Consider the following 17,849-nt stretch of genomic DNA (forward strand, 5'->3'; position numbering starts at 1 on the left):
AGGACCAGCATGTACTTATCAAGAGTTGAAATTGACATCCAGAACCGAGCTAAAACTAAGAAATTGACCCATCTTGGGGCTTACCATAACTGGGTTGAACAGAGCTTCCCGGAAGAAGTCACTACGGGTGAACGACAACGCCATCTTTGGCGAATTGATCAGTTAGGTTCGAAGCGGTATCTCTTAGTGTTAAGTCCAGAAAAACCAGATTTAAAAGTTTTAACAACTTATGGTGTTCCCGGAACAGCGGCAACGAAATCCTATGATTCGTTTATTGACCGCTTGCAGTTAGGGCAACGGCTACGTTTTCGCCTAACGGCTAACCCCACCCATACCATTTATGATCAGCCCGAGTTACAGCGTCACGGACGGGTGGTTCCGCATATCACAGTGGCTCAACAAAGTAAATGGTTGGTGGATCGTTCTGCGAAGGCGGGGTTTGAGTTGCCGGAACAACCGGCAAGTGTTTTTGAGTTAGACGAATTACGTAAGACGTTTAATGTCGTTCAGCGAGACTGGCCCACGCTCCATAAAAAGGGCCGGACAGTTCGGTTAAGCCGGGTGACGTTTGAAGGTGAGTTGCAGATTACGAATCTGGAAGCTTTCAAAGAGGTTTTAACCACTGGCTTGGGACGCGAAAGAGCTTATGGGATGGGTTTGTTGACGGTTTTACCTGAGGGGTGAAGGTCCGTGGCCAAAAAGAAGTTAAGTGCGAAGAAGCCTAAGCGGGCTGAACTTGGACGGATTCGCGACCGAATCACGTTTATTTATTTAGAACATGCGAAGCTGAACCGTCAGGACAGCGCAATTCAAGTTGTTGATCAACGGGGCATTGTCAACATCCCGTCGGCTATGTTAGCGGTTTTGATGTTGGGACCGGGGGTTGATGTGACTCACCGGGCCATGGAACTCATGGGACAATCAGGGCTAGGCGTGGTCTGGGTTGGTGAGCAGGGCGTGCGGCAGTACGCTTATGGTCGGCCTTTAAGTCATTCATCGACGCTACTAGAAGCACAAGCGGCCCTGGTTTCGAATCGTAAAAAGCGAATCGCTGTGGCGCGAGCGATGTACCGGATGCGGTTCCCAGATGAGGACGTTTCGCGGTATTCCATGCAAGAATTGCGGGGAAAAGAGGGCGCCCGTGTGCGTAGAATTTATCAGCAACAGTCTCTGGAGACGGGCGTGCCTTGGAACCGACGGGAATATAATCCGGATAATTTTGAAGCCAGTAGTCCCATTAACAAGGCATTGACAGCCGCTCACCAAGCGTTGTATGGCTTGAGCCATGCGGTAATTTGTGCGTTGGGGGCTTCTCCCGGTCTAGGGGTTGTCCACACTGGACATGATTTGTCGTTCGTCTATGATTTTGCAGATTTGTACAAGGCCAGCGTTTCGATTCCCGTGGCCTTTGAAGTGACAGCTAAATCTGCCGATGATCCGGATATTGCCAGTAAAACACGGCTGGCTATGCGGGATAAATTCGTGGAAACTAAGCTGTTGACGCAGATGGTAGCTGATCTGAAGACGCTTTTGGACGTAGCGGATAAGGTGCCGGAAGCAACGGTGATGCAATTATGGGATGACAAGCTGGGCTTGCAAAAGTTTGGTGTGCAGTACCACGAGAATGAGGATGAGTCAGTATGATTGTCATCACGCTCACTAAAGTCCCGCCGGCGTTGCGGGGAGACCTGACTAAATGGTGTCAAGAGATTCAAACCGGCGTGTACGTTGGCCGATTGAGTGGCCGAATTCGGGATTATCTCTGGGAGCGAATCATTGATGGGATTGGTCGCGGTGAAGCCACAATGGTGTACAGCGCTAAGAACGAGTTGGGGTATGAATTTCGGACTACACGGCATGATTATCGGGTGACGGATTATGATGGGATTCCTCTGATAACCCACCTTAAAACAGTTTCAGGTGCTGTTCAACCGGGTTTTAGTAAGGCAGCCAAGTTTCGCCGAGCTAGGGTGATGGCGGCTCGGCAGCAGAATAAACAGACATCAATGGCTGAAAAAGCGGTGGTGACCTTAGATTTAGAAACGACGGGACTGGACGCAACCAAGGATGAAATCATTGAGATCGGGGCGATTAAGCGAACGGCGACTAATGAACTCATAGAATTTGAACGTTTAATTAAAGTAGATTGCTCAATCCCACGAACCATTACCGCTTTGACGGGCATTACGGCTAAGCAGTTGCGAGATCAAGGTGTGGCTTTGCAGGTGGCGCTTGATCAACTACATGAGTTTGTCGCTGATTGTCCAATTGTGGGGTACAATCTTCGATTTGATGAGATGTTTTTAAGGCAGGCCGTTCGAAAAACTAGCTTGACTGATTTTTCGAATCGAATGTTGGATGTAAAACCGGTTGTGCAACAGGTAGAACTTTTCTTGGATAATTACCGTTTAGAAACGGTTTTGAAAAGTCGCAATATTGAAAATCAGCACCCCCATCGCGCCCTATCTGATGCACAGGCGACTTGGCAGTTAGCGACCCAACTCATAAAAAATGGCGATTTTCGAATTTAGGAATGTTGATTTACCGGGATTCCTTTAGTGTATTCCCCGCGTATGCGGGGGTGATTCTAATACCATATATACCATCACTTACGGCGCTTTGTATTCCCCGCGTATGCGGGGGTGATTCTCAAAATACGTGACCTGGTTACCCATACGGGCGTGTATTCCCCGCGTATGCGGGGGTGATTCCGCCGTCAAGCAGACTGTTAGCAAGCAATTGTTAGTATTCCCCGCGTATGCGGGGGTGATTCTGACGGCTTACAACGCTTACCAGCGCTTGGGGAGTATTCCCCGCGTATGCGGGGGTGATTCCCCACCAGAACACGGTACGGGTAGCGGTCATAAGTATTCCCCGCGTATGCGGGGGTGATTCTCTATTATAGAAATAAAGGTGACTAACAGACATGTATTCCCCGCGTATGCGGGGGTGATTCTAGGGGGGTAGAACGTACACACACCGGTGCCCAGTATTCCTCGCGTATGCGAGGGTAATTCTTTATCGGGCAATCTAGTGAGAAATAGATAGCTGGGTTTGAAATGTTAATCGTGATACCATGAAAATAGTTTGAAACAAAAGGTTTTCTAACAGGTAAATGATCAAGCGAAAGGGGTCGATTCAATGGCAACCACATTGCCGACAAAGATTGAGATTCGCGGGGCGCGGGTCCATAATTTGAAGAACATTGACGTGGATATCCCACTGCACCAGTTCGTCGCGATTTCCGGGCTTTCGGGTTCGGGGAAGAGCTCGTTAGCCATGGGGATTCTCTACGAAGAAGGGTCGCGACGCTACCTAGAAGCGCTATCGACCTATACCCGACGGCGAATCAAGCTGGGCGCCCAGGCGGACGTGACCAGTGTCAAGCACATTCCGTCGGCGTTAGCCTTGAAACAACGGCCGGCCGTTCCCTCTGAGCGGGCGACCGTGGGAACCATGAGTGAACTGTTTAACATCATTCGCTTGATCTTCTCCCGGCTAGGCTCACCGGTCTGCCCTAACGGCCACCGACTTGAACCTAGTTTAGAGATTGCCCAGGCGATGGCGCGCGACGGCTTTCAAATGGGACAATTGACCTGCCCAGAATGTGGCGTCAAGTTTAACGCCTTTAGTGCTGAAGACTTCGCCTTTAATTCGGACGGGGCCTGCCCCAAGTGTCAAGGGACGGGGAAGGTACGCCAATTGGATGAGAGCAAGCTGATTGGTGACGATAGCCTGACCCTAGAGGAGGGTGCCGTGGCCTCGTGGCACCTGCCCGGCCGGAACTTCATGCCTTCGGTGGCCGCTCACGCCGGGGTTCGGACGGATGTGCCGTACCGTGACTTGACCGACCAGGAAAAGGACTTCGTGTTAAACGGTCCGCAGAAAAAGTACAAGATGGACTTCGTTTCCGGGACGGGACGGGTCTTCCACGACTTCAACGCGCTGTACGAAAACGCCCATGCGGCGGTCTTGGAATCAGCCAAGAGCAGCCAAAGTGAACGGGCGCAGAAACGAATCAGTGAATTCTTCCACTACTCCACCTGTCCCGTGTGTCACGGCACCCGGCTTAAGCCGGAACTCTTGACCCAGTTGGCGGGCGGTTTGAACATTGCCCAGGTTAGTGACCTGACCTTAGGCGATTTGACCGACTGGCAACAAAAGGTACTGGCAACTTTACCGGCTGACATGCATCAAGTGGCGACTAGCCTCTTCAAGGAATTCGAAGATGACTTGCGGCCATTGTTGGAGCTGGGGTTGGACTACCTGACTATTGCCCGGAACGGAAACACCTTATCTACCGGGGAACTCCAACGGATTCAGCTGGCCCGGACGTTACGGACCCAGACCACCGGTGTTTTATACGTGCTGGATGAACCTTCAATCGGGTTGCACCCGGATAACGTGAGTGGCCTCCTCAAGATTTTTCGGGAGTTAGTCGACCAAGGGAACTCGTTGGTGGTGGTCGATCATAACGTCGACATCATCCAGGCGGCCGACTGGATTCTGGAGGTCGGCCCTGGTTCCGGTGCGGAGGGTGGTCAGCTGATCGCCCAGGGGACGCCGCAGGATGTCGCGGACAACCCGCACTCTAAGATTGGTCCCTACCTCAACGGCACAGCGCACTTATTGGCGCGCACGATTGCTCCGACGCCCGCTAGTGATCAGATCAGCTTCGACGTGGCCGACTACTTCAACCTAAAAGACCTACAGACCAGGTTACCGGTCAACCAGCTGAGTGCCGTGACCGGGTTCTCCGGTGCCGGCAAGACCAGCTTGATCCTGGATAGCCTGGTACCGGCCATTCAACGTCAGATCAAGGGGCAACCATTGCCGGCGCAGGTCAAGGCCTTAACGTCACCGGTCAAAGAAGTGGTCAGTGTCGACGCTTCGCCGGTGGGGAAGACCCAGCGTTCGACCGTGGCGACCTACACCAGTATCATGGACAACTTACGGCGGCTGTTCGCTGCGCAGCCATTGGCTAAGGAAAAACACTATACACCGAGTTACTTCTCGTACAATAACAAACAGGGAGCCTGCCCGAACTGTGGTGGCGCTGGCGTGGTCACGTTAGACATCCAGTTCTTGCCCGACATGCAGCAGGTCTGCCCAGTCTGTCACGGCGAACGGTATAACCAGGCTGTGCAGGCGGTCAAGTGGCACGGCTACTCCATCGTCGACCTCTTACAGCTGGATATCCCGCAGGCGTTGGCCGTCTTCAAAGACGTTCCCAAGATTCACCGGGAATTGCAGCTATTAAAGGAAGTTGGGTTGAGTTACCTGCATCTAGGCGAGAGCACGCCGAGTCTATCCGGCGGTGAGGCCCAACGGCTGAAGCTGGTCAAGCACTTGAACCATAACCAATCCACCACGCTGTTCGTCTTCGATGAACCCACGATTGGGTTGCACCCGTTGGACGTCAAGACGCTGGTCAACGTGATGCAACAGTTGCTGGACCGTGGTGCGACCATCATTACCATCACCCACGACCTGAACTTGATCGTGAACGCCGACCACGTGTTGGATCTAGGTCCCCGGGGTGGCGCGAAGGGTGGCCAGATTGTCGCTCAGGGGCGACCACAGGATTTGATTCGCCAGTCACAGGGGCTGACTAGTCAGTATCTTGCTGATTACTGGCGCCGATTTAACTAGTAGAATGAGTTTAAAACCAGCTTCTCACGCGTTACCTGTGAGAAGCTGGCTTTTTTGGTTGGGGGTATGAAACTTTAGAAAATAAGGTTTTTCCCAGGAATTCCTTTGGTTTCTCCCTGTTAAGGGGTAAGACCAGCAAGTAAACTAAAAGGGTTGTGGTGGTTAAATCAATTCATCGATAATTTCTAAAACTTGGTAGTTTGCGTAAGCTTCCAATTCCACCAGAAACGCGTTGAGTTCAGCGCTAGAGTGGAATGCCGCCTGAAGCATCTCGTTCATCTGACCGGAAATCTTGTAGTGGTGGCGAATAAAGTTGCGTTTCCGGTGGATGAACGCGTGGTAGTCCTGGTGGTTGAAGTGGACCAGTTGAATCTGGATGAAGACCTGATGAGTGTACCCCAGTTTTTCCGGGTCGACTTCGATGGTGTACTTGCGAATCACGCCACTGTCTTCCAGTTGCGCAATGCGAGCGGCCACGGCCGGTGGGGTCAGATGGACCAGCTGAGCAAGGTGGTTCTTGGTGATGCGACAATTTCGGTTAAGGTGATTTAGAATTTGAATATCAGTTTGGTCGATTTGAGTCATAAAAGATGCCACCCTTAAACAGATAAGTTAGGATTAGTATACAACAGGGTAAAGGAGATTAAAAAATGAAAGCAGTTGTGGTTTATCAGCCGGGCGACGCCGACGTGTTGACTTACACGGACGTTCCGACACCGCAAGTTAAACCCGGGTGGTCGCGAGTTAAGGTCAAAGGTTTCGGGATTGTCCACTCGGAGATTTTTACCCGGGAAGGCAAGTCGCCGTCGGTCACCTTCCCCCGGATCCTGGGAATCGAATGCGTGGGGGTCATTGATCAGACCACGGATGCCCAACGGTTACCGGTGGGGCAAAAGGTCGTCTCGATGAATGGTGAGATGGGCCGCGACTTCGATGGCGGTTACGCCGAGTACGCGTTATTACCCAATGCGCAGATTCACCCCGTCACGACTAGTCTGCCTTGGGCGGATCTGGCGGCGGTCCCGGAGACCTACCACACGGCTTACCGCGCACTCTTGCAGTTGCGGTTATCGACGGCGCAGACCCTGTTGATTCGGGGCGGTACAACGGGCGTCGGGTTGGCCGCCTTGCAGTTGGCCCGAGCCATGGCACCCCAACTAACGGTCTTGGGAACCTCGCGGCGAGCATTAATGCCTGACAAGTGGCAACCTTTAGGCTATGATGGCTTCGTGCAAGACCACGCGCAACACCTCCAAACGAACCAGCCGGTGGACCGGATTCTGGATCTGGTGGGGGCAGCCACGGCTTTAGATTCTATGCAGCACTTGGCGCCGTGGGGTATCGCCAGCGTTACGGGCGACATGGGGAACGTGTGGACGATTCCCGATTTTGACCCGGTCACGGCGATTCCCAACGACCGCTACATGACCTCGTTTGCCAGTTACACCATTAATGAAGCCCAGTTGAATGACCTGCTTCGGCTGATCGAGAACCAGCACTTGGACGTTCACCCGGTCAAGGTCTTTGGCTTAGACCAACTACCGGCGGCGCACCGCTTTTTAGAGCAGCAACGCCAGCCAGGAAAGGTCGTGGTCTTGCCTTAGGGCGGGCCGAGAGCCAACGTTTAGAGAGGAGTTTGCGGATGATTACCTACCGAGACGTGGGGATGACCTACGGCGATAAGACGATTTTGAAAAATATCAACCTGACCATTGAGGATGGCGAGTTGTTTGTGTTAGTGGGACCCAGTGGGAGCGGGAAGACCACGCTATTACGGATGCTCAACCAGTTGACGGTCCCGACTGCCGGGGACGTCTACTTAGACGACCGGAAGATTAAGACCTATGACGTGCGGCAATTGCGGCTACATATGGGGTACGTGCTCCAGGACAGCTGCCTGTTTCCCAACCTGACCGTTGCGGACAACGTGACGATTCAACTCGAACAGCAGGGAGTCGGCAAGCAGCAACGCCGGGAACGGGCCGCCGAATTATTGACGGAGGTCGACTTGGATCCCGAACAGTACGCGGACCGATACCCCCACGAACTCTCGGGGGGCCAACAACAGCGGGTGGCGTTGATTCGGGCACTGGCAACGGCGCCCAAGTTGGTGTTGATGGATGAGTCCTTTAGCGCGCTGGACCCGGTCTTACGGCAAAAGGCTCAGGAATTAGTCCTGAAGCTCCACCAGACTTACCGGCCCACCATTGTTTTCGTGACTCACGACATGCAGGAAGCTTTGCGGATGGGGCACCGAATCGCCGTGCTCCATCAGGGGGAGCTCCAACAGGTGGGGACGCCCAATGAGATCCTGCGGCACCCAGCCAACGACTTCATTCGCCAGTTCTTCGGCAGCCGTCAGCCGCACTGGTGGCAGTTGGCCTACCTGGTACAGTCGGGGCTCCTCGACCAGGTCACGGTGACGGACCAGCTACCGGTCCTCACCCAATTCAGTGACCTGATCACCCGCCTCCAGACGGTGCCCCAGTTGGCGTTTCAGTATCAGGGGCAGGGCTATTCGGTGACGCGCGAACAGTTATTGACGTACTTAGGACAGGAAGGGAGTGGCACCGATGCACGCACTTTGGCAAACGATTAGCGATCAGCGCGGGGCCATTCTAAAGGCCTTCCTCCAACACATTGAGATTTCCTTTATTGCACTGCTGATTGCTATGGCGATTGCGTTGCCTTTAGCCATCTGGTTGCGCAATCACCGGCGCTGGGGCGAAGTCGGCCTGCAGGTGGCCGGGGTGATTCAGACCATCCCCAGCCTAGCTCTATTAGGGTTGATGATTCCCATCGTGGGGATCGGAACGGTCCCGGCCGTGGTGGCGTTGACCCTGTACGCCATCATGCCGCTGTATCAAAACACCTACGCGGGGTTAACTCAGATTGACCCGCAATTAGAAGAAGCCGCCGTTGCGTTCGGCCTCTCGAAGTGGAAACGCCTGCAGCGGTTGGAATTTCCGTTGGCGTTGCCCATGATTATCTCGGGGATTCGAATCGCCTTAGTCATGATCATCGGGACCGCCACCTTAGCGGCCTTTATCGGTGCTGGTGGTTTAGGGGACTACATCATGCTGGGGATTCAACAAAACAATAACCAGTACCTGGTCATCGGGGGTGTCCTTTCCGCCTTGCTGGCCCTTCTGTTCAGTGGCTTGCTCAAGTTTATCGGGTCATCTAAACGGCGCTTAACGGTCACCGGCGTGGTGGTCCTATTGGGTCTAGTCGGCTGGGGTGGCTATGCGGGGATTCAAGCCCTGCGGCCCCAACCCGTCCAGATCACGATTGCCGGAAAGTTAGGGAGTGAACCGGAGATCCTGATGAACATGTACAAGGACCTGATCCAAGCGGATAATTCGCGAGCGCAGGTGACCTTGAAGCCGAACTTTGGTGGGACGGCCTTTGTCTATAAGGCCCTCCAACGCCAACAGGTCGATATCTATCCTGAATTCACCGGGACCGTGTTGACCTCGTTGATCAAGACCAAGCAACAGACGCCTAAGCAGGCGGGCGCCATTTACCAATTAGCCAAGCGTGAACTGGCTTCTCAAGCCAAGATGAGCTTCTTGACGCCGATGAAGTATGAAAACGGCTATGATTTGGCGGTCACGCCGGAGTTCTCTCGGAAGTATCACGTCACCAAGCTGAGTGATTTGAAACGGGTCAACGATAAGGTCCACGCGGCCTTTGATCCGGACTTCTCCAACCAGCCGGATGGGTATTTGGGCTTGCAGAAAGCTTATGGGTTAGACTTTGCCAAGATTTCGAAGATGGAACCTAGTCTGCGGTACCAGGCCATCGCTAACCGCCGGGTCAACTTGGTGGATGGGTACACCACTGATCCGCAGGTCCAACAGTATCACCTGGTGATTCTGAAGGATGACCGGCACTTCTTCCCGCCATATCAGGGGGCGCCACTGATGAACCAGTCGTTCGCCCGCGACCATCCCGACGTGGTCAAGGCGTTGAACCGTCTGGGCGGCAAGATTACGGCCGCCGATATGCGGAAGATGAACTATCAGGTTGCAGTCAAGCACCAGCAGGCCAGCACGGTCGCACACCGTTACCTGGTGGCACATGGGTTATTGAAGTAAATAAATCAAATCACTAAAAAACACGCGTCTGCTTGGGCGCGTGTTTTTGACGTCTTCTGATTTTAGGGCGAAGCTGGCGTGTCTGGCGAGTGGATAGCGGCAGCGTCCAGTCGGTCCCATTGGTCTTGGAGTCGTTCGATGAGGGGCTGGAGCCGGTCGCGATGACGGGTCAAAAATGTGGCGTAGAACGGTTGATGGGCCAGCTTGTCCGTTAAAGGTTTGAAAATCCGGTCCTTGGGGAGGTCCGCTCCCCAGTCATCGGCGGGATTGGTTAGGTTGGTGGTGAAGAACGGGAGGCTGGAGTAGTTCAGAATCTCGCTATAGACCTGAGATTGGTCTTGGTAGATGAACTTAGCGTCCGGCATCTGCTCTTGGTAGATGCGATGCCAAAAGCCAATTCCCTGAGGACTCATCAACGTTTGGTCATGCAGGTCTTGAAAACAAAGCGTTGAGTGCTTAGCCAACGGACTGTCGGCCGGGAGATTGACCGACATGTTCTCGGTTCCCAGAAAAACAGAGGTGGTATCGAACGTGTCTAGGGGATGGTTGAGTAAGACGCAGGTGACCTGACCGTCAGCCAGCATAGCGGCTGCGTCAGTGGTTAGAAAATCCGGCCAGATTTTGACGTTGGGAGCTTTCAGTGCGCGTAACACAATTAGGGGTCCCGGAGCGTTGGCCGCAATGGTCAAGGTAGCCTGATTTTGATTGAATTGTTGAACGCGCTGGGTGAAGTTGAGATTGCTGTTTAGGAGTTTCTTGGCTTCCCGGGCAGCGTACTTACCGGTTTCCGAAAGATATAACTTGTTGGGGGTGCGGATAAAGAGTTGCACGCCCAGCTGCTCCTCTAAGTGGCGCATGGTGTGCGAGATGGCGGGTTGGGTCACTCCCAACTGCCGAGCAGTTTTGGCCAAGGTGCCCACTTGTGCATAAGTGACTAGTGCCTCTAATAAGTGATAATCAATCATGGTGGCAACCTCCTAACGAGTATAAATCAAAGTTATCCTAGCATGAAGAATGGTCAATTTTCAAGTAACTGATGGCCATCTATACTAGAATCATTCAGAAAGGAACGATGACAAAATGAAAATTGTGATGTTAACGGGAAGTCCCCATAATCCGGGAGCGTCGAAGCAATTAGCAGATGCTTTTGAAACGGGTGCGCGGGAAGCCAATAATACGATTTACCGTTACGATGCGGGGTTGCAGGGGGCCGCGCAACCGCACTTCTTGCAACTCGAGAAGGCCCCCGGCATGGAAGTGGGGATTCCGGACAATGATGTGGTGGAAAATGAAGTCCTCCCGCAACTCTTGGCGGCCGATGCGGTAGTCCTAGTCTCGTCGTTGTATTATTTTGGGATTAACGCCCAACTTAAGGCCGTGATTGATCGGTTCTACGACTACAATCACGAGTTAAAGGGCAAAAAGTCGGTGGTTCTGGTAGCGGGTTATGGGACCCAAGAGGACCTCGGAGCCATTAAGTTGCACCTCCAGAAATTGCAAGATTATATGCGCTGGCCCAGTCTCGGCGACATTTACGCCGACGATTCGTGGAATCAACAAAAATTAGCCCAACACGTTCAAGCGGCGTATCACTTGGGCCAGAGCATCCATGCTTAGAATACGAAAGGAAGTTTTAAATTGACAAAGACGTTGGTCTTATATTTCTCAGCGACTAAAACCACGCAACGAGTGGCGGAACAGCTTGCCCAAAAACTAGGGGCAGATATTCATGAGCTCCGCGCCCAACAGCCGTATACGGCGGCGGACTTAAACTGGCATGACCCTAAGTCCCGGACGTCGATTGAACAACACCAACACGCCAGTCGGGTAGCCGTGGATCCGGCTAGTTTACCAGACGTTAGTGGTTATCAGACGGTCTTGGTGGGTCATCCCGTTTGGTGGGGGATTCCGCCACGGTTGATTGATGATACGCTCGACCATTTGGACCTTAATGGAAAACGGGTAGCGGGTTTCGCCACTTCCGGTGGATCGGACTATGGTCGCTCGCAGCGGAACCTGGCCCGTACGTTGCGGGAAAATCACTCAACGGCTGATTTGTTACCTGGAGCGGTGGTGATGAACGGTCGTCAGATTGACCAGTGGCTACGCAAGTTAAAGGTCGCTGAGTCGTTGGGTTAGGATGGTTAACGACTGCTAAATTAGGGGGTCAAATTCTCCCTGTAACGGTGATGGCGAGGGTATACTTAAGGTAAGCCAGAGCAGGGGGAGGTCATCGAAATGACAGGTAAAGCGGGCATGATTGCGGTTGCAAGTATGTTGTTGATGATGTCACTAGGGGGAACTTCGGCGCAGGCGGCAACTCAGACGCGCCAGGTCACGACGATTCCTAAGGTTTTACGGGGGACTTGGTACCATTACTATGGCAGTAATACGGACGGCTTGCGGAAAACGGTGATGACCAAGCACCATTACCGCTCCTACCGGGATGGCCACCAGATGCGGAACCTGTCCCACGTGGCGGTGGTCCAGACCCGTGCGACCGGTAAGTGGCGGACCTATACGGTGATTGACCGCCGGGATCCGCAGAATAATTACCAGGAAAGTCACTTTGCGCTTCACCGGATGAAGGTGCGGGGTAAGTTGCAGTGGGTTTTAGTGCAGCCGCAACCCCTAAAGAGCTTGAAACCGGTGGTTCTGACCCGTTTTAATCCGGGAACTCAGAAGATGACGTTGCCGACCACCACGTATCGTTTTTTACTGAACAATTAGACCAAAAGCAGCACGCTTCACGGCAATCGTGAGGCGTGCTGCTTAAGTTTAGACAGGCGAGTTGGTGGGCAGGGCAGGCTGGTCGGGGATGACGGACGACAGGGACATGTTCTTTTGGACCAGAGCCTCGGTGCCATCAGCGGCGGCTTGATCATAGTAAGCACATTTGAAGTCGAGGACCGCGAGCGTTTGTTGCATTTGAGTGAGTTTTTGAATAAAGTTCTGCCGAATCTGGTGGAAGAACTGTTGGCGCTTGGCTAATGAGGCATCGCCCTCAGCCAGCATCTGGGTGAACTGCTGAATTTCTTTGATGGAGAGACCGGCGAGCTTTAGGCATTCAATGATACGAATGGTATCAATATCGGCTTGGTCGAACTGGCGAATACCGCTTGCTGATTTTTTCAGGTGAGGCAAGAAGTGTAACTTGTCGTAGTAGCGTAACGTAGAACTGGGGATGTTTAAGGCCGTTGAGACTTGGCCAATGGTATAAGTAGTGGACATGGTGGCTCCTTCCCTTGACTTAAAGTTAACTTTAAGGATTATGATAACGGAAGTCTGATAGAAATCAAGAAAGAAGGACCTTATTTTGACCAAACCTTATATCATCTGTCACATGATGATGGCTGTCGATGGTCGGATCGATTGTGACATGACTGCCCAATTAACGGGTGTCGACCACTACTATGCGACCCTCAAAGCCATTGATGCGCCAACTAGAATTAGCGGCCGGGTCACGGCTCAGACGGAACTGACGACGGGTGAGACGTTCAGGGGACCTGCGGGTGCACAATCTAGTAAGCCAGGCTTTGCCAAGAACCAAACGGCCGCCAGCTATAACGTGGTTCTGGATACACGGGGGACACTCTTGTGGCCCAACGATGCGGGGCAAAGCCAGCCGCACCTGATCATTACCAGTGAACAGGCCAGTCAGGCTTACTTAGATTACCTGACGAAGCAGCAGATTTCCTGGATTGTGGCGGGGAAGACCCAGATTGACTTGGCGCAAGCCATGAACGTCTTAGGGGATGAGTTTCACGTTGAACGCTTAGCCATTGTGGGCGGCGGTAAGCTTGACGGCGGCTTTTTGGATGCCGGTCTAATTGATGAGATTAGCCTCCTGATTGGGGTCGGCGTTGATGGTCGGGTCAATCAGCCGACGGTCTTCGATGGTCGCCCAGCTGACCGTAAGCCGCTCCCACTTAAGCTAAAGGCGGTCCAGAGCTTTGATGATGGTGCGGTTTGGTTACGGTATTTAGCGCAGTAAAATCGCTAGTAACGAACTAGACTCAATGAAAGGACGGTAAACGATATGACCAGTAAAACTTTAGTTGTCTATTACTCCTGGTCAGGAACGACCAAGCGAGCGGCCCAAGTGATTGCCGCGCAGGCCGGAGCGGATTTGGTGGAGCTAACGGTAGCGGAAAACACCTTTCCGCGGGAGATGAACGCCACGTTTGAAACGGCGCAACGACAAATGGCAACGGGAAACTTGCCCGCGTTGACCAATTCACTGCCAGATTTGGGCCAATACACCACGCTTTTGGTGGGCGGCCCTGTTTGGGGGGCGAAGGTTGCAACGCCAGTCCGTCGCTTCTTACAACAGCTGACCGACTATGCGGGCGTAGTGGCCCCCTTCTACACGGATGCGGGAACGCCTGGCGATTATCAGCGGGATTTTGCGGGGTTGGTGTCAGGTCCACTGGTGCGCACGGGATTGGAAGCCCAACCGACGTTATCCCCGGAACAGGTGACGGCCTGGCTGGCGGAAATTAAGAACTAATCGAACCAGTAGCTGATACTTAGATTTGTCATCAAACTGTTACCCACCCCTAATTGTTATTCGTGTAAAATAAGAGTTAGAGGAGGATGAGTGAAATGACTAAAATTTTACGTAGTGCCTTAGTGGTAACGACCAGTGTCGCGGGGCTGTTCTTAGCCGGGACGACCGTGTCCGCTCAGGCAAAGACGGTGTTGCCCGGGTCGGCTAAGAGCGCCTACTGGGGGAACCAGACCAGCTATGTGCGGTTAAAGAAGACCATGGACGTTGGTATTTTGAAGAAGTCGGGGAAGACCTATCGTCCACTGATCAAGAAGAAGGGCTCCCTGTTAGCCGTTCAGGGGATGGGTGGCGCCGCCAATGATAAGGACCAGGCGGGAAATATTGTGATTCGAGCTGCCTTTTCTTCGGGTGCGGTTCACTATAACCGGCAAAAGAACCTGAATTATCGCGGAAAGATCTCAATTCCGTTTACCAAGGCCAACTTCAAGTCGGTCAAGCTCAAGGCACCGGCCCGGACGCTGCTGTTCCAAAAGGGAACGGGCTTTAAGACTAGCGGAAAGTACACGTTGAAGACCCCGTCAGCGTTCTACTTGACGCTGGATAACTATTTGCAGGCCTACAGCGCATCAGCAATGAAGAAGGTCGCACCAGGTGGCGGGGTCTACCAGATGACGGTCAACGAGCTGTGGAAGCCGACGTACTCGGCCAAGGTGTCTAAGGTGACGGTCAAGGGGGCTAAGACCACGATTGACTACAAGAAGCCAATTAAGGGCTTGCCGAACAAGAAGGTTGCCAAGAACCATTACCGCTTGACCATCCAGAAGTTGAAGGGCAAGCATACCCAGCGGTTCTTCCCGGTCGACGACACCTACGACGCTCAAGGAACTTGGACCAACTACAAGGTCAACGGCAAGCGTTACTTTGTTGGGCGGTTTAACCAGGGCTTGGATTAAAACCGTTCTAGGGAAAACTCCCAGAATCAACTTAAGCTGAATTTAGTGGACGCAATTGGCCTGAGAACACTCAGGTTGATGGCGTCCTTTTAGGTCCCGTGAGTTTAACGGATGGTTAGCTATCGGGAGATGATTTTTCACCGAAACGGCTTCAAAAATAGGCCAGTTTGACGTATAATAGCTCTTCGTGTGACGCTTGAAGCATCCGCAGAAGTGGTTAGCATGAGCAACGCTAGGAAATCAATCAATCGGGAGGTTAACTATTATGCACCTAAGATCCTACGAACCAACCGATTTACATGCGGTACGGCAACTCTTTCGGGAGACCGTCGAACGCGTCAACTGGCGCGATTATTCGCCAGAGCAGGTCGCCGCTTGGATCGGCAACGATGACCGGGTGACCCGGGACCGTTGGCAAAAGTCCCTTCTGACGCACCAGACCTTAGTGGCGGTGGAGGATGCGACGCTCTTGGGGTTTGCGGATATGACGGCTACGGGGTACCTGGACCGCTTGTACGTCCACTACGCCCATCAAGGTCGCGGTATCGCCCGCTCTTTAGTGCGGACGTTAGAAGAACAGGTCGCCGCGAATCGGTATCAGACCTACGCCTCAATCACGGCCCGGCCCTTCTTCGAGCGGGAAGGCTACCGTCTGATTCGAGAAACTGTGGTTGAACGTGCAGGGGTGAACCTGCTAAACTTTGAAATGCAGAAAAATTAGAGAGAAAAGAGATTGAAATTGGCTAGTAAACCGGTAACGCAAAAAGAAATGATGCAGATTATTGCCCTGTTCCGCAAGTCAGGGTATAAGGGTGAATACGAAGATTTCCAACACGTCAGTGGCACTGACCGGGACTTCTTCGTGGTCATGAGTAATGAGCAGGGAATCAAAGCCCTGTTCCGGGCCAGCTTAATGCTGAACGCCGTTGAATTTCAGTACGTGCTGGACGATAAGCACGTCTTTGTGGAGAATGGCGCCGAAGAGGCATAGTCATTTAGGGTCGACCGATTGGGGGTCGGCCTTTTTTTGAAGACAGAATGGACGAAAAAATGGTGTCCCGCGCAGATGAGTAAGCGGGACACCATTTTTAAGTTAAGCTGTTTTTGTGTGGAACTGTGATTGAAGTTTGCGTGCTGTCAGAATCGCCAGAATCAATAGGAACAAGCAGACCAAGAAACCGGCTTCGATACCCAGATGGCCGTTGCCCGGGAAGCTACGGTTGACTAGGGCGACCACTGCAATGATGATGGCGGTCCCGAACGACGCGGCAACCTGCCGAATCGTGTTGAAGGTGGCGACGCCGTCAGGCACCATCTCGTAGGGTAGTAAACCCAGTGCGTGGGTCTGGAGCGGAATCAACATGGTCACCAGGCCCAGCTGCCGAACGGCTTGGAACAGGGCTAAAACGACCGGCGAACTATTGGTCCCAATCAGTGCTTGTAAGAGGGTCCCGGCACAGTCGATGGTCAAGCCGATGGCGACTAAGCGCCGGACCGAGATGCGGTCGTAGAGGCGACCGCTTAACCGTGACAAGGTCCCGGTCAGTAACGCACCGGGTAAGATCACCAGTCCGGAGACCAGCGCGCTTTGGTGCTGAATCGTTTGGACCAATAAGGGCAGGAGAATGGTGTTACCGTACATGGTGGCCACGATGAGCATATTGACCAGCGTGGCGGTGACGAACTGTGCGTGACTAAAGACCTGCAGATTGATTAGTGGGTCGGTGTGGCCTAATTGAGACTTGATGAAGATCAAGCTGAAAATGAGGCCAACCAGGAGCAAGCCGCCGACCTGCCAGCTCAGGAAGCGGGCTGTGGAGATGTTGGATAGCCCCATCAAGATGCACCATAAGCCGATGCTGACAAGAACGAACCCGCGGGAGTCGAAGTGCGGTGACTCGTTATGCGGAATGCGAGGCAGGATGATGATTGAGGCCACTAACGTGATCACGATGAACGGCACAATAATGATGAACAGGTAGCGCCAGGAAAGGTAGTCCAGAATGATACCGGAGACAGTCGGCCCAATAATGGGTGAAAAGTTGAAGGCCAGGCCGATGATTCCCATGATGGCGCCTTTTTTTGCGGGCTTTGCGTAGCGGATGGCGAGCACGTTGACCAGCGGCATCATCATACCGGCCCCGATGGCTTGAATCATGCGAGCAATGATCACCAGAATGAACTGGTTGCACAGTGCGCCCAAGAGGGTCCCGACTAGGAAGATGGCGGTGGCTAATATGTAGAGGTGGCGAAATAAGAAGCGTTTGATCAGGTAGGCGCTCACGGGAATCATCAGTGCGTTGACCAGCATGTAGCCGTTAGTCACCCACTGAACCTGCGCTTCGCTGACGTGAAACGCCGTCATTAACTGGGGTAACCCGACGTTCATGAGTGTCGAACAGAGAATCCCGAAGAACGTTCCGAAGACCATTACAATCAGGGAACGGGAGATACGTTTATTGGTCATGGGCCAAGTTCCTTTCTAAATAGTTGAAATGCGTAACTATTTCACCGTATCATACACCGACCGTTTGTCAACTCCAGGAGGCGAAATTGCGGCCATATCGGTGCTAATTAACCGAACTAAGCGCCTGGAAGTCAGAAATGGAAGGGGGAGTGGGGGTGCTTTGCGTA

Annotated in this window: 19 protein-coding genes and 1 CRISPR repeat array; of the genes, 15 read left to right on the forward strand and 4 right to left on the reverse strand. The window is 53.0% G+C overall.

All coding sequences use genetic code 11. From position 1 onward, the window contains the following. The first annotated feature begins 9 nt into the window (after positions 1–9). The 4 genes from cas6e (at position 10) to FD30_RS04270 (ending at position 5,652) form a co-directional block, all read left to right on the forward strand. On the forward strand, positions 10–684 hold the full coding sequence (cas6e, locus tag FD30_RS04255) for a type I-E CRISPR-associated protein Cas6/Cse3/CasE (RefSeq protein WP_056944025.1): 675 nt from the start codon (positions 10–12) through the stop codon (positions 682–684). A gap of 6 nt (positions 685–690) precedes the next feature. Beyond that, positions 691–1,644 (forward strand): type I-E CRISPR-associated endonuclease Cas1e, encoded by a 954-nt coding sequence (cas1e, locus tag FD30_RS04260; protein WP_056944026.1) that lies wholly within the window; start codon positions 691–693, stop codon positions 1,642–1,644. Beyond that, positions 1,641–2,531, forward strand: a complete 891-nt coding sequence (cas2e, locus tag FD30_RS04265; RefSeq protein ID WP_056944027.1) for a type I-E CRISPR-associated endoribonuclease Cas2e — start codon at positions 1,641–1,643, stop codon at positions 2,529–2,531. The genes cas1e and cas2e overlap by 4 nt, the downstream gene beginning before the upstream one ends. 28 nt (positions 2,532–2,559) lie before the next feature. Beyond that, positions 2,560–3,017: direct repeats of the CRISPR family, unit length 29 nt; unit sequence AGTATTCCCCGCGTATGCGGGGGTGATTC. A 124-nt stretch (positions 3,018–3,141) separates the two neighbouring features. Beyond that, positions 3,142–5,652 (forward strand): ATP-binding cassette domain-containing protein, encoded by a 2,511-nt coding sequence (locus tag FD30_RS04270; RefSeq protein ID WP_056944028.1) that lies wholly within the window; start codon positions 3,142–3,144, stop codon positions 5,650–5,652. Positions 5,653–5,814: 162 nt separating this feature from the next. Here the strand turns inward: FD30_RS04270 and FD30_RS04275 are convergent, their stop codons facing one another. Beyond that, positions 5,815–6,237, reverse strand: a complete 423-nt coding sequence (locus FD30_RS04275; protein ID WP_056944029.1) for an Lrp/AsnC family transcriptional regulator — start codon at positions 6,235–6,237, stop codon at positions 5,815–5,817. Positions 6,238–6,302: 65 nt separating this feature from the next. Here FD30_RS04275 and FD30_RS04280 point away from each other — a divergent pair, with 65 nt between their 5' ends. The 3 genes from FD30_RS04280 to FD30_RS04290 are packed head-to-tail and all read left to right on the forward strand — an operon-like array spanning position 6,303 to position 9,752. Then, positions 6,303–7,256 carry a zinc-binding dehydrogenase gene (locus tag FD30_RS04280; RefSeq protein WP_056944030.1) on the forward strand — a complete coding sequence of 318 codons (954 nt, stop codon included), beginning with the start codon at positions 6,303–6,305 and terminating at the stop codon, positions 7,254–7,256. A gap of 38 nt (positions 7,257–7,294) precedes the next feature. Beyond that, complete coding sequence (locus tag FD30_RS04285; RefSeq protein WP_056944031.1) at positions 7,295–8,251, forward strand: ATP-binding cassette domain-containing protein; 957 nt, start codon at positions 7,295–7,297, stop codon at positions 8,249–8,251. After that, positions 8,226–9,752: an ABC transporter permease/substrate-binding protein gene (locus tag FD30_RS04290; RefSeq protein ID WP_056944032.1), complete on the forward strand. Its 1,527-nt coding sequence runs from the start codon at positions 8,226–8,228 to the stop codon at positions 9,750–9,752. The genes FD30_RS04285 and FD30_RS04290 overlap by 26 nt, the downstream gene beginning before the upstream one ends. 62 nt (positions 9,753–9,814) lie before the next feature. On the opposite strand, the gene FD30_RS04295 is transcribed toward FD30_RS04290, so the two are convergent. Then, the gene (locus FD30_RS04295) at positions 9,815–10,717 is read right to left on the reverse strand and encodes a LysR family transcriptional regulator (protein ID WP_056944033.1); all 903 of its coding nucleotides are present in this window, start codon (positions 10,715–10,717) and stop codon (positions 9,815–9,817) included. A 115-nt stretch (positions 10,718–10,832) separates the two neighbouring features. Here FD30_RS04295 and FD30_RS04300 point away from each other — a divergent pair, with 115 nt between their 5' ends. The 3 genes from FD30_RS04300 to FD30_RS04310 all read left to right on the forward strand — a co-directional run bounded on the left by FD30_RS04300 (position 10,833) and on the right by FD30_RS04310 (position 12,482). Beyond that, positions 10,833–11,369, forward strand: a complete 537-nt coding sequence (locus FD30_RS04300) for a flavodoxin family protein (protein WP_056944034.1) — start codon at positions 10,833–10,835, stop codon at positions 11,367–11,369. Positions 11,370–11,390: 21 nt separating this feature from the next. Beyond that, positions 11,391–11,891, forward strand: a complete 501-nt coding sequence (locus FD30_RS04305) for a flavodoxin (RefSeq protein ID WP_056944035.1) — start codon at positions 11,391–11,393, stop codon at positions 11,889–11,891. Between the two features lie 99 nt (positions 11,892–11,990). Next, on the forward strand, positions 11,991–12,482 hold the full coding sequence (locus tag FD30_RS04310) for a hypothetical protein (RefSeq protein WP_056944036.1): 492 nt from the start codon (positions 11,991–11,993) through the stop codon (positions 12,480–12,482). A gap of 48 nt (positions 12,483–12,530) precedes the next feature. Here the strand turns inward: FD30_RS04310 and FD30_RS04315 are convergent, their stop codons facing one another. After that, the gene (locus FD30_RS04315) at positions 12,531–12,983 is read right to left on the reverse strand and encodes a MerR family transcriptional regulator (protein WP_056944037.1); all 453 of its coding nucleotides are present in this window, start codon (positions 12,981–12,983) and stop codon (positions 12,531–12,533) included. A gap of 85 nt (positions 12,984–13,068) precedes the next feature. On the opposite strand from FD30_RS04315, the gene FD30_RS04320 reads away from it, so the two are divergent. From FD30_RS04320 to FD30_RS04340, 5 genes are all read left to right on the forward strand, one after another. Next, positions 13,069–13,746: a dihydrofolate reductase family protein gene (locus FD30_RS04320; protein ID WP_056944038.1), complete on the forward strand. Its 678-nt coding sequence runs from the start codon at positions 13,069–13,071 to the stop codon at positions 13,744–13,746. A 45-nt stretch (positions 13,747–13,791) separates the two neighbouring features. Next, complete coding sequence (locus FD30_RS04325; protein ID WP_056944039.1) at positions 13,792–14,262, forward strand: flavodoxin family protein; 471 nt, start codon at positions 13,792–13,794, stop codon at positions 14,260–14,262. A 95-nt stretch (positions 14,263–14,357) separates the two neighbouring features. Next, a complete protein-coding gene (locus FD30_RS04330) occupies positions 14,358–15,215 on the forward strand; it encodes a hypothetical protein (RefSeq protein ID WP_056944040.1) in 858 nt (285 codons plus the stop codon). 265 nt (positions 15,216–15,480) lie between these two features. After that, positions 15,481–15,936 (forward strand): GNAT family N-acetyltransferase, encoded by a 456-nt coding sequence (locus FD30_RS04335; protein WP_024747291.1) that lies wholly within the window; start codon positions 15,481–15,483, stop codon positions 15,934–15,936. An 18-nt stretch (positions 15,937–15,954) separates the two neighbouring features. Then, on the forward strand, positions 15,955–16,206 hold the full coding sequence (locus FD30_RS04340) for a hypothetical protein (RefSeq protein WP_024747292.1): 252 nt from the start codon (positions 15,955–15,957) through the stop codon (positions 16,204–16,206). A 102-nt stretch (positions 16,207–16,308) separates the two neighbouring features. Here the strand turns inward: FD30_RS04340 and FD30_RS04345 are convergent, their stop codons facing one another. Next, the gene (locus tag FD30_RS04345) at positions 16,309–17,682 is read right to left on the reverse strand and encodes a DHA2 family efflux MFS transporter permease subunit (RefSeq protein ID WP_056944041.1); all 1,374 of its coding nucleotides are present in this window, start codon (positions 17,680–17,682) and stop codon (positions 16,309–16,311) included. Positions 17,683–17,849: the final 167 nt, after the last annotated feature.

The organism is Levilactobacillus namurensis DSM 19117 (assembly GCF_001434785.1).
Lineage (GTDB): Bacteria > Bacillota > Bacilli > Lactobacillales > Lactobacillaceae > Levilactobacillus > Levilactobacillus namurensis.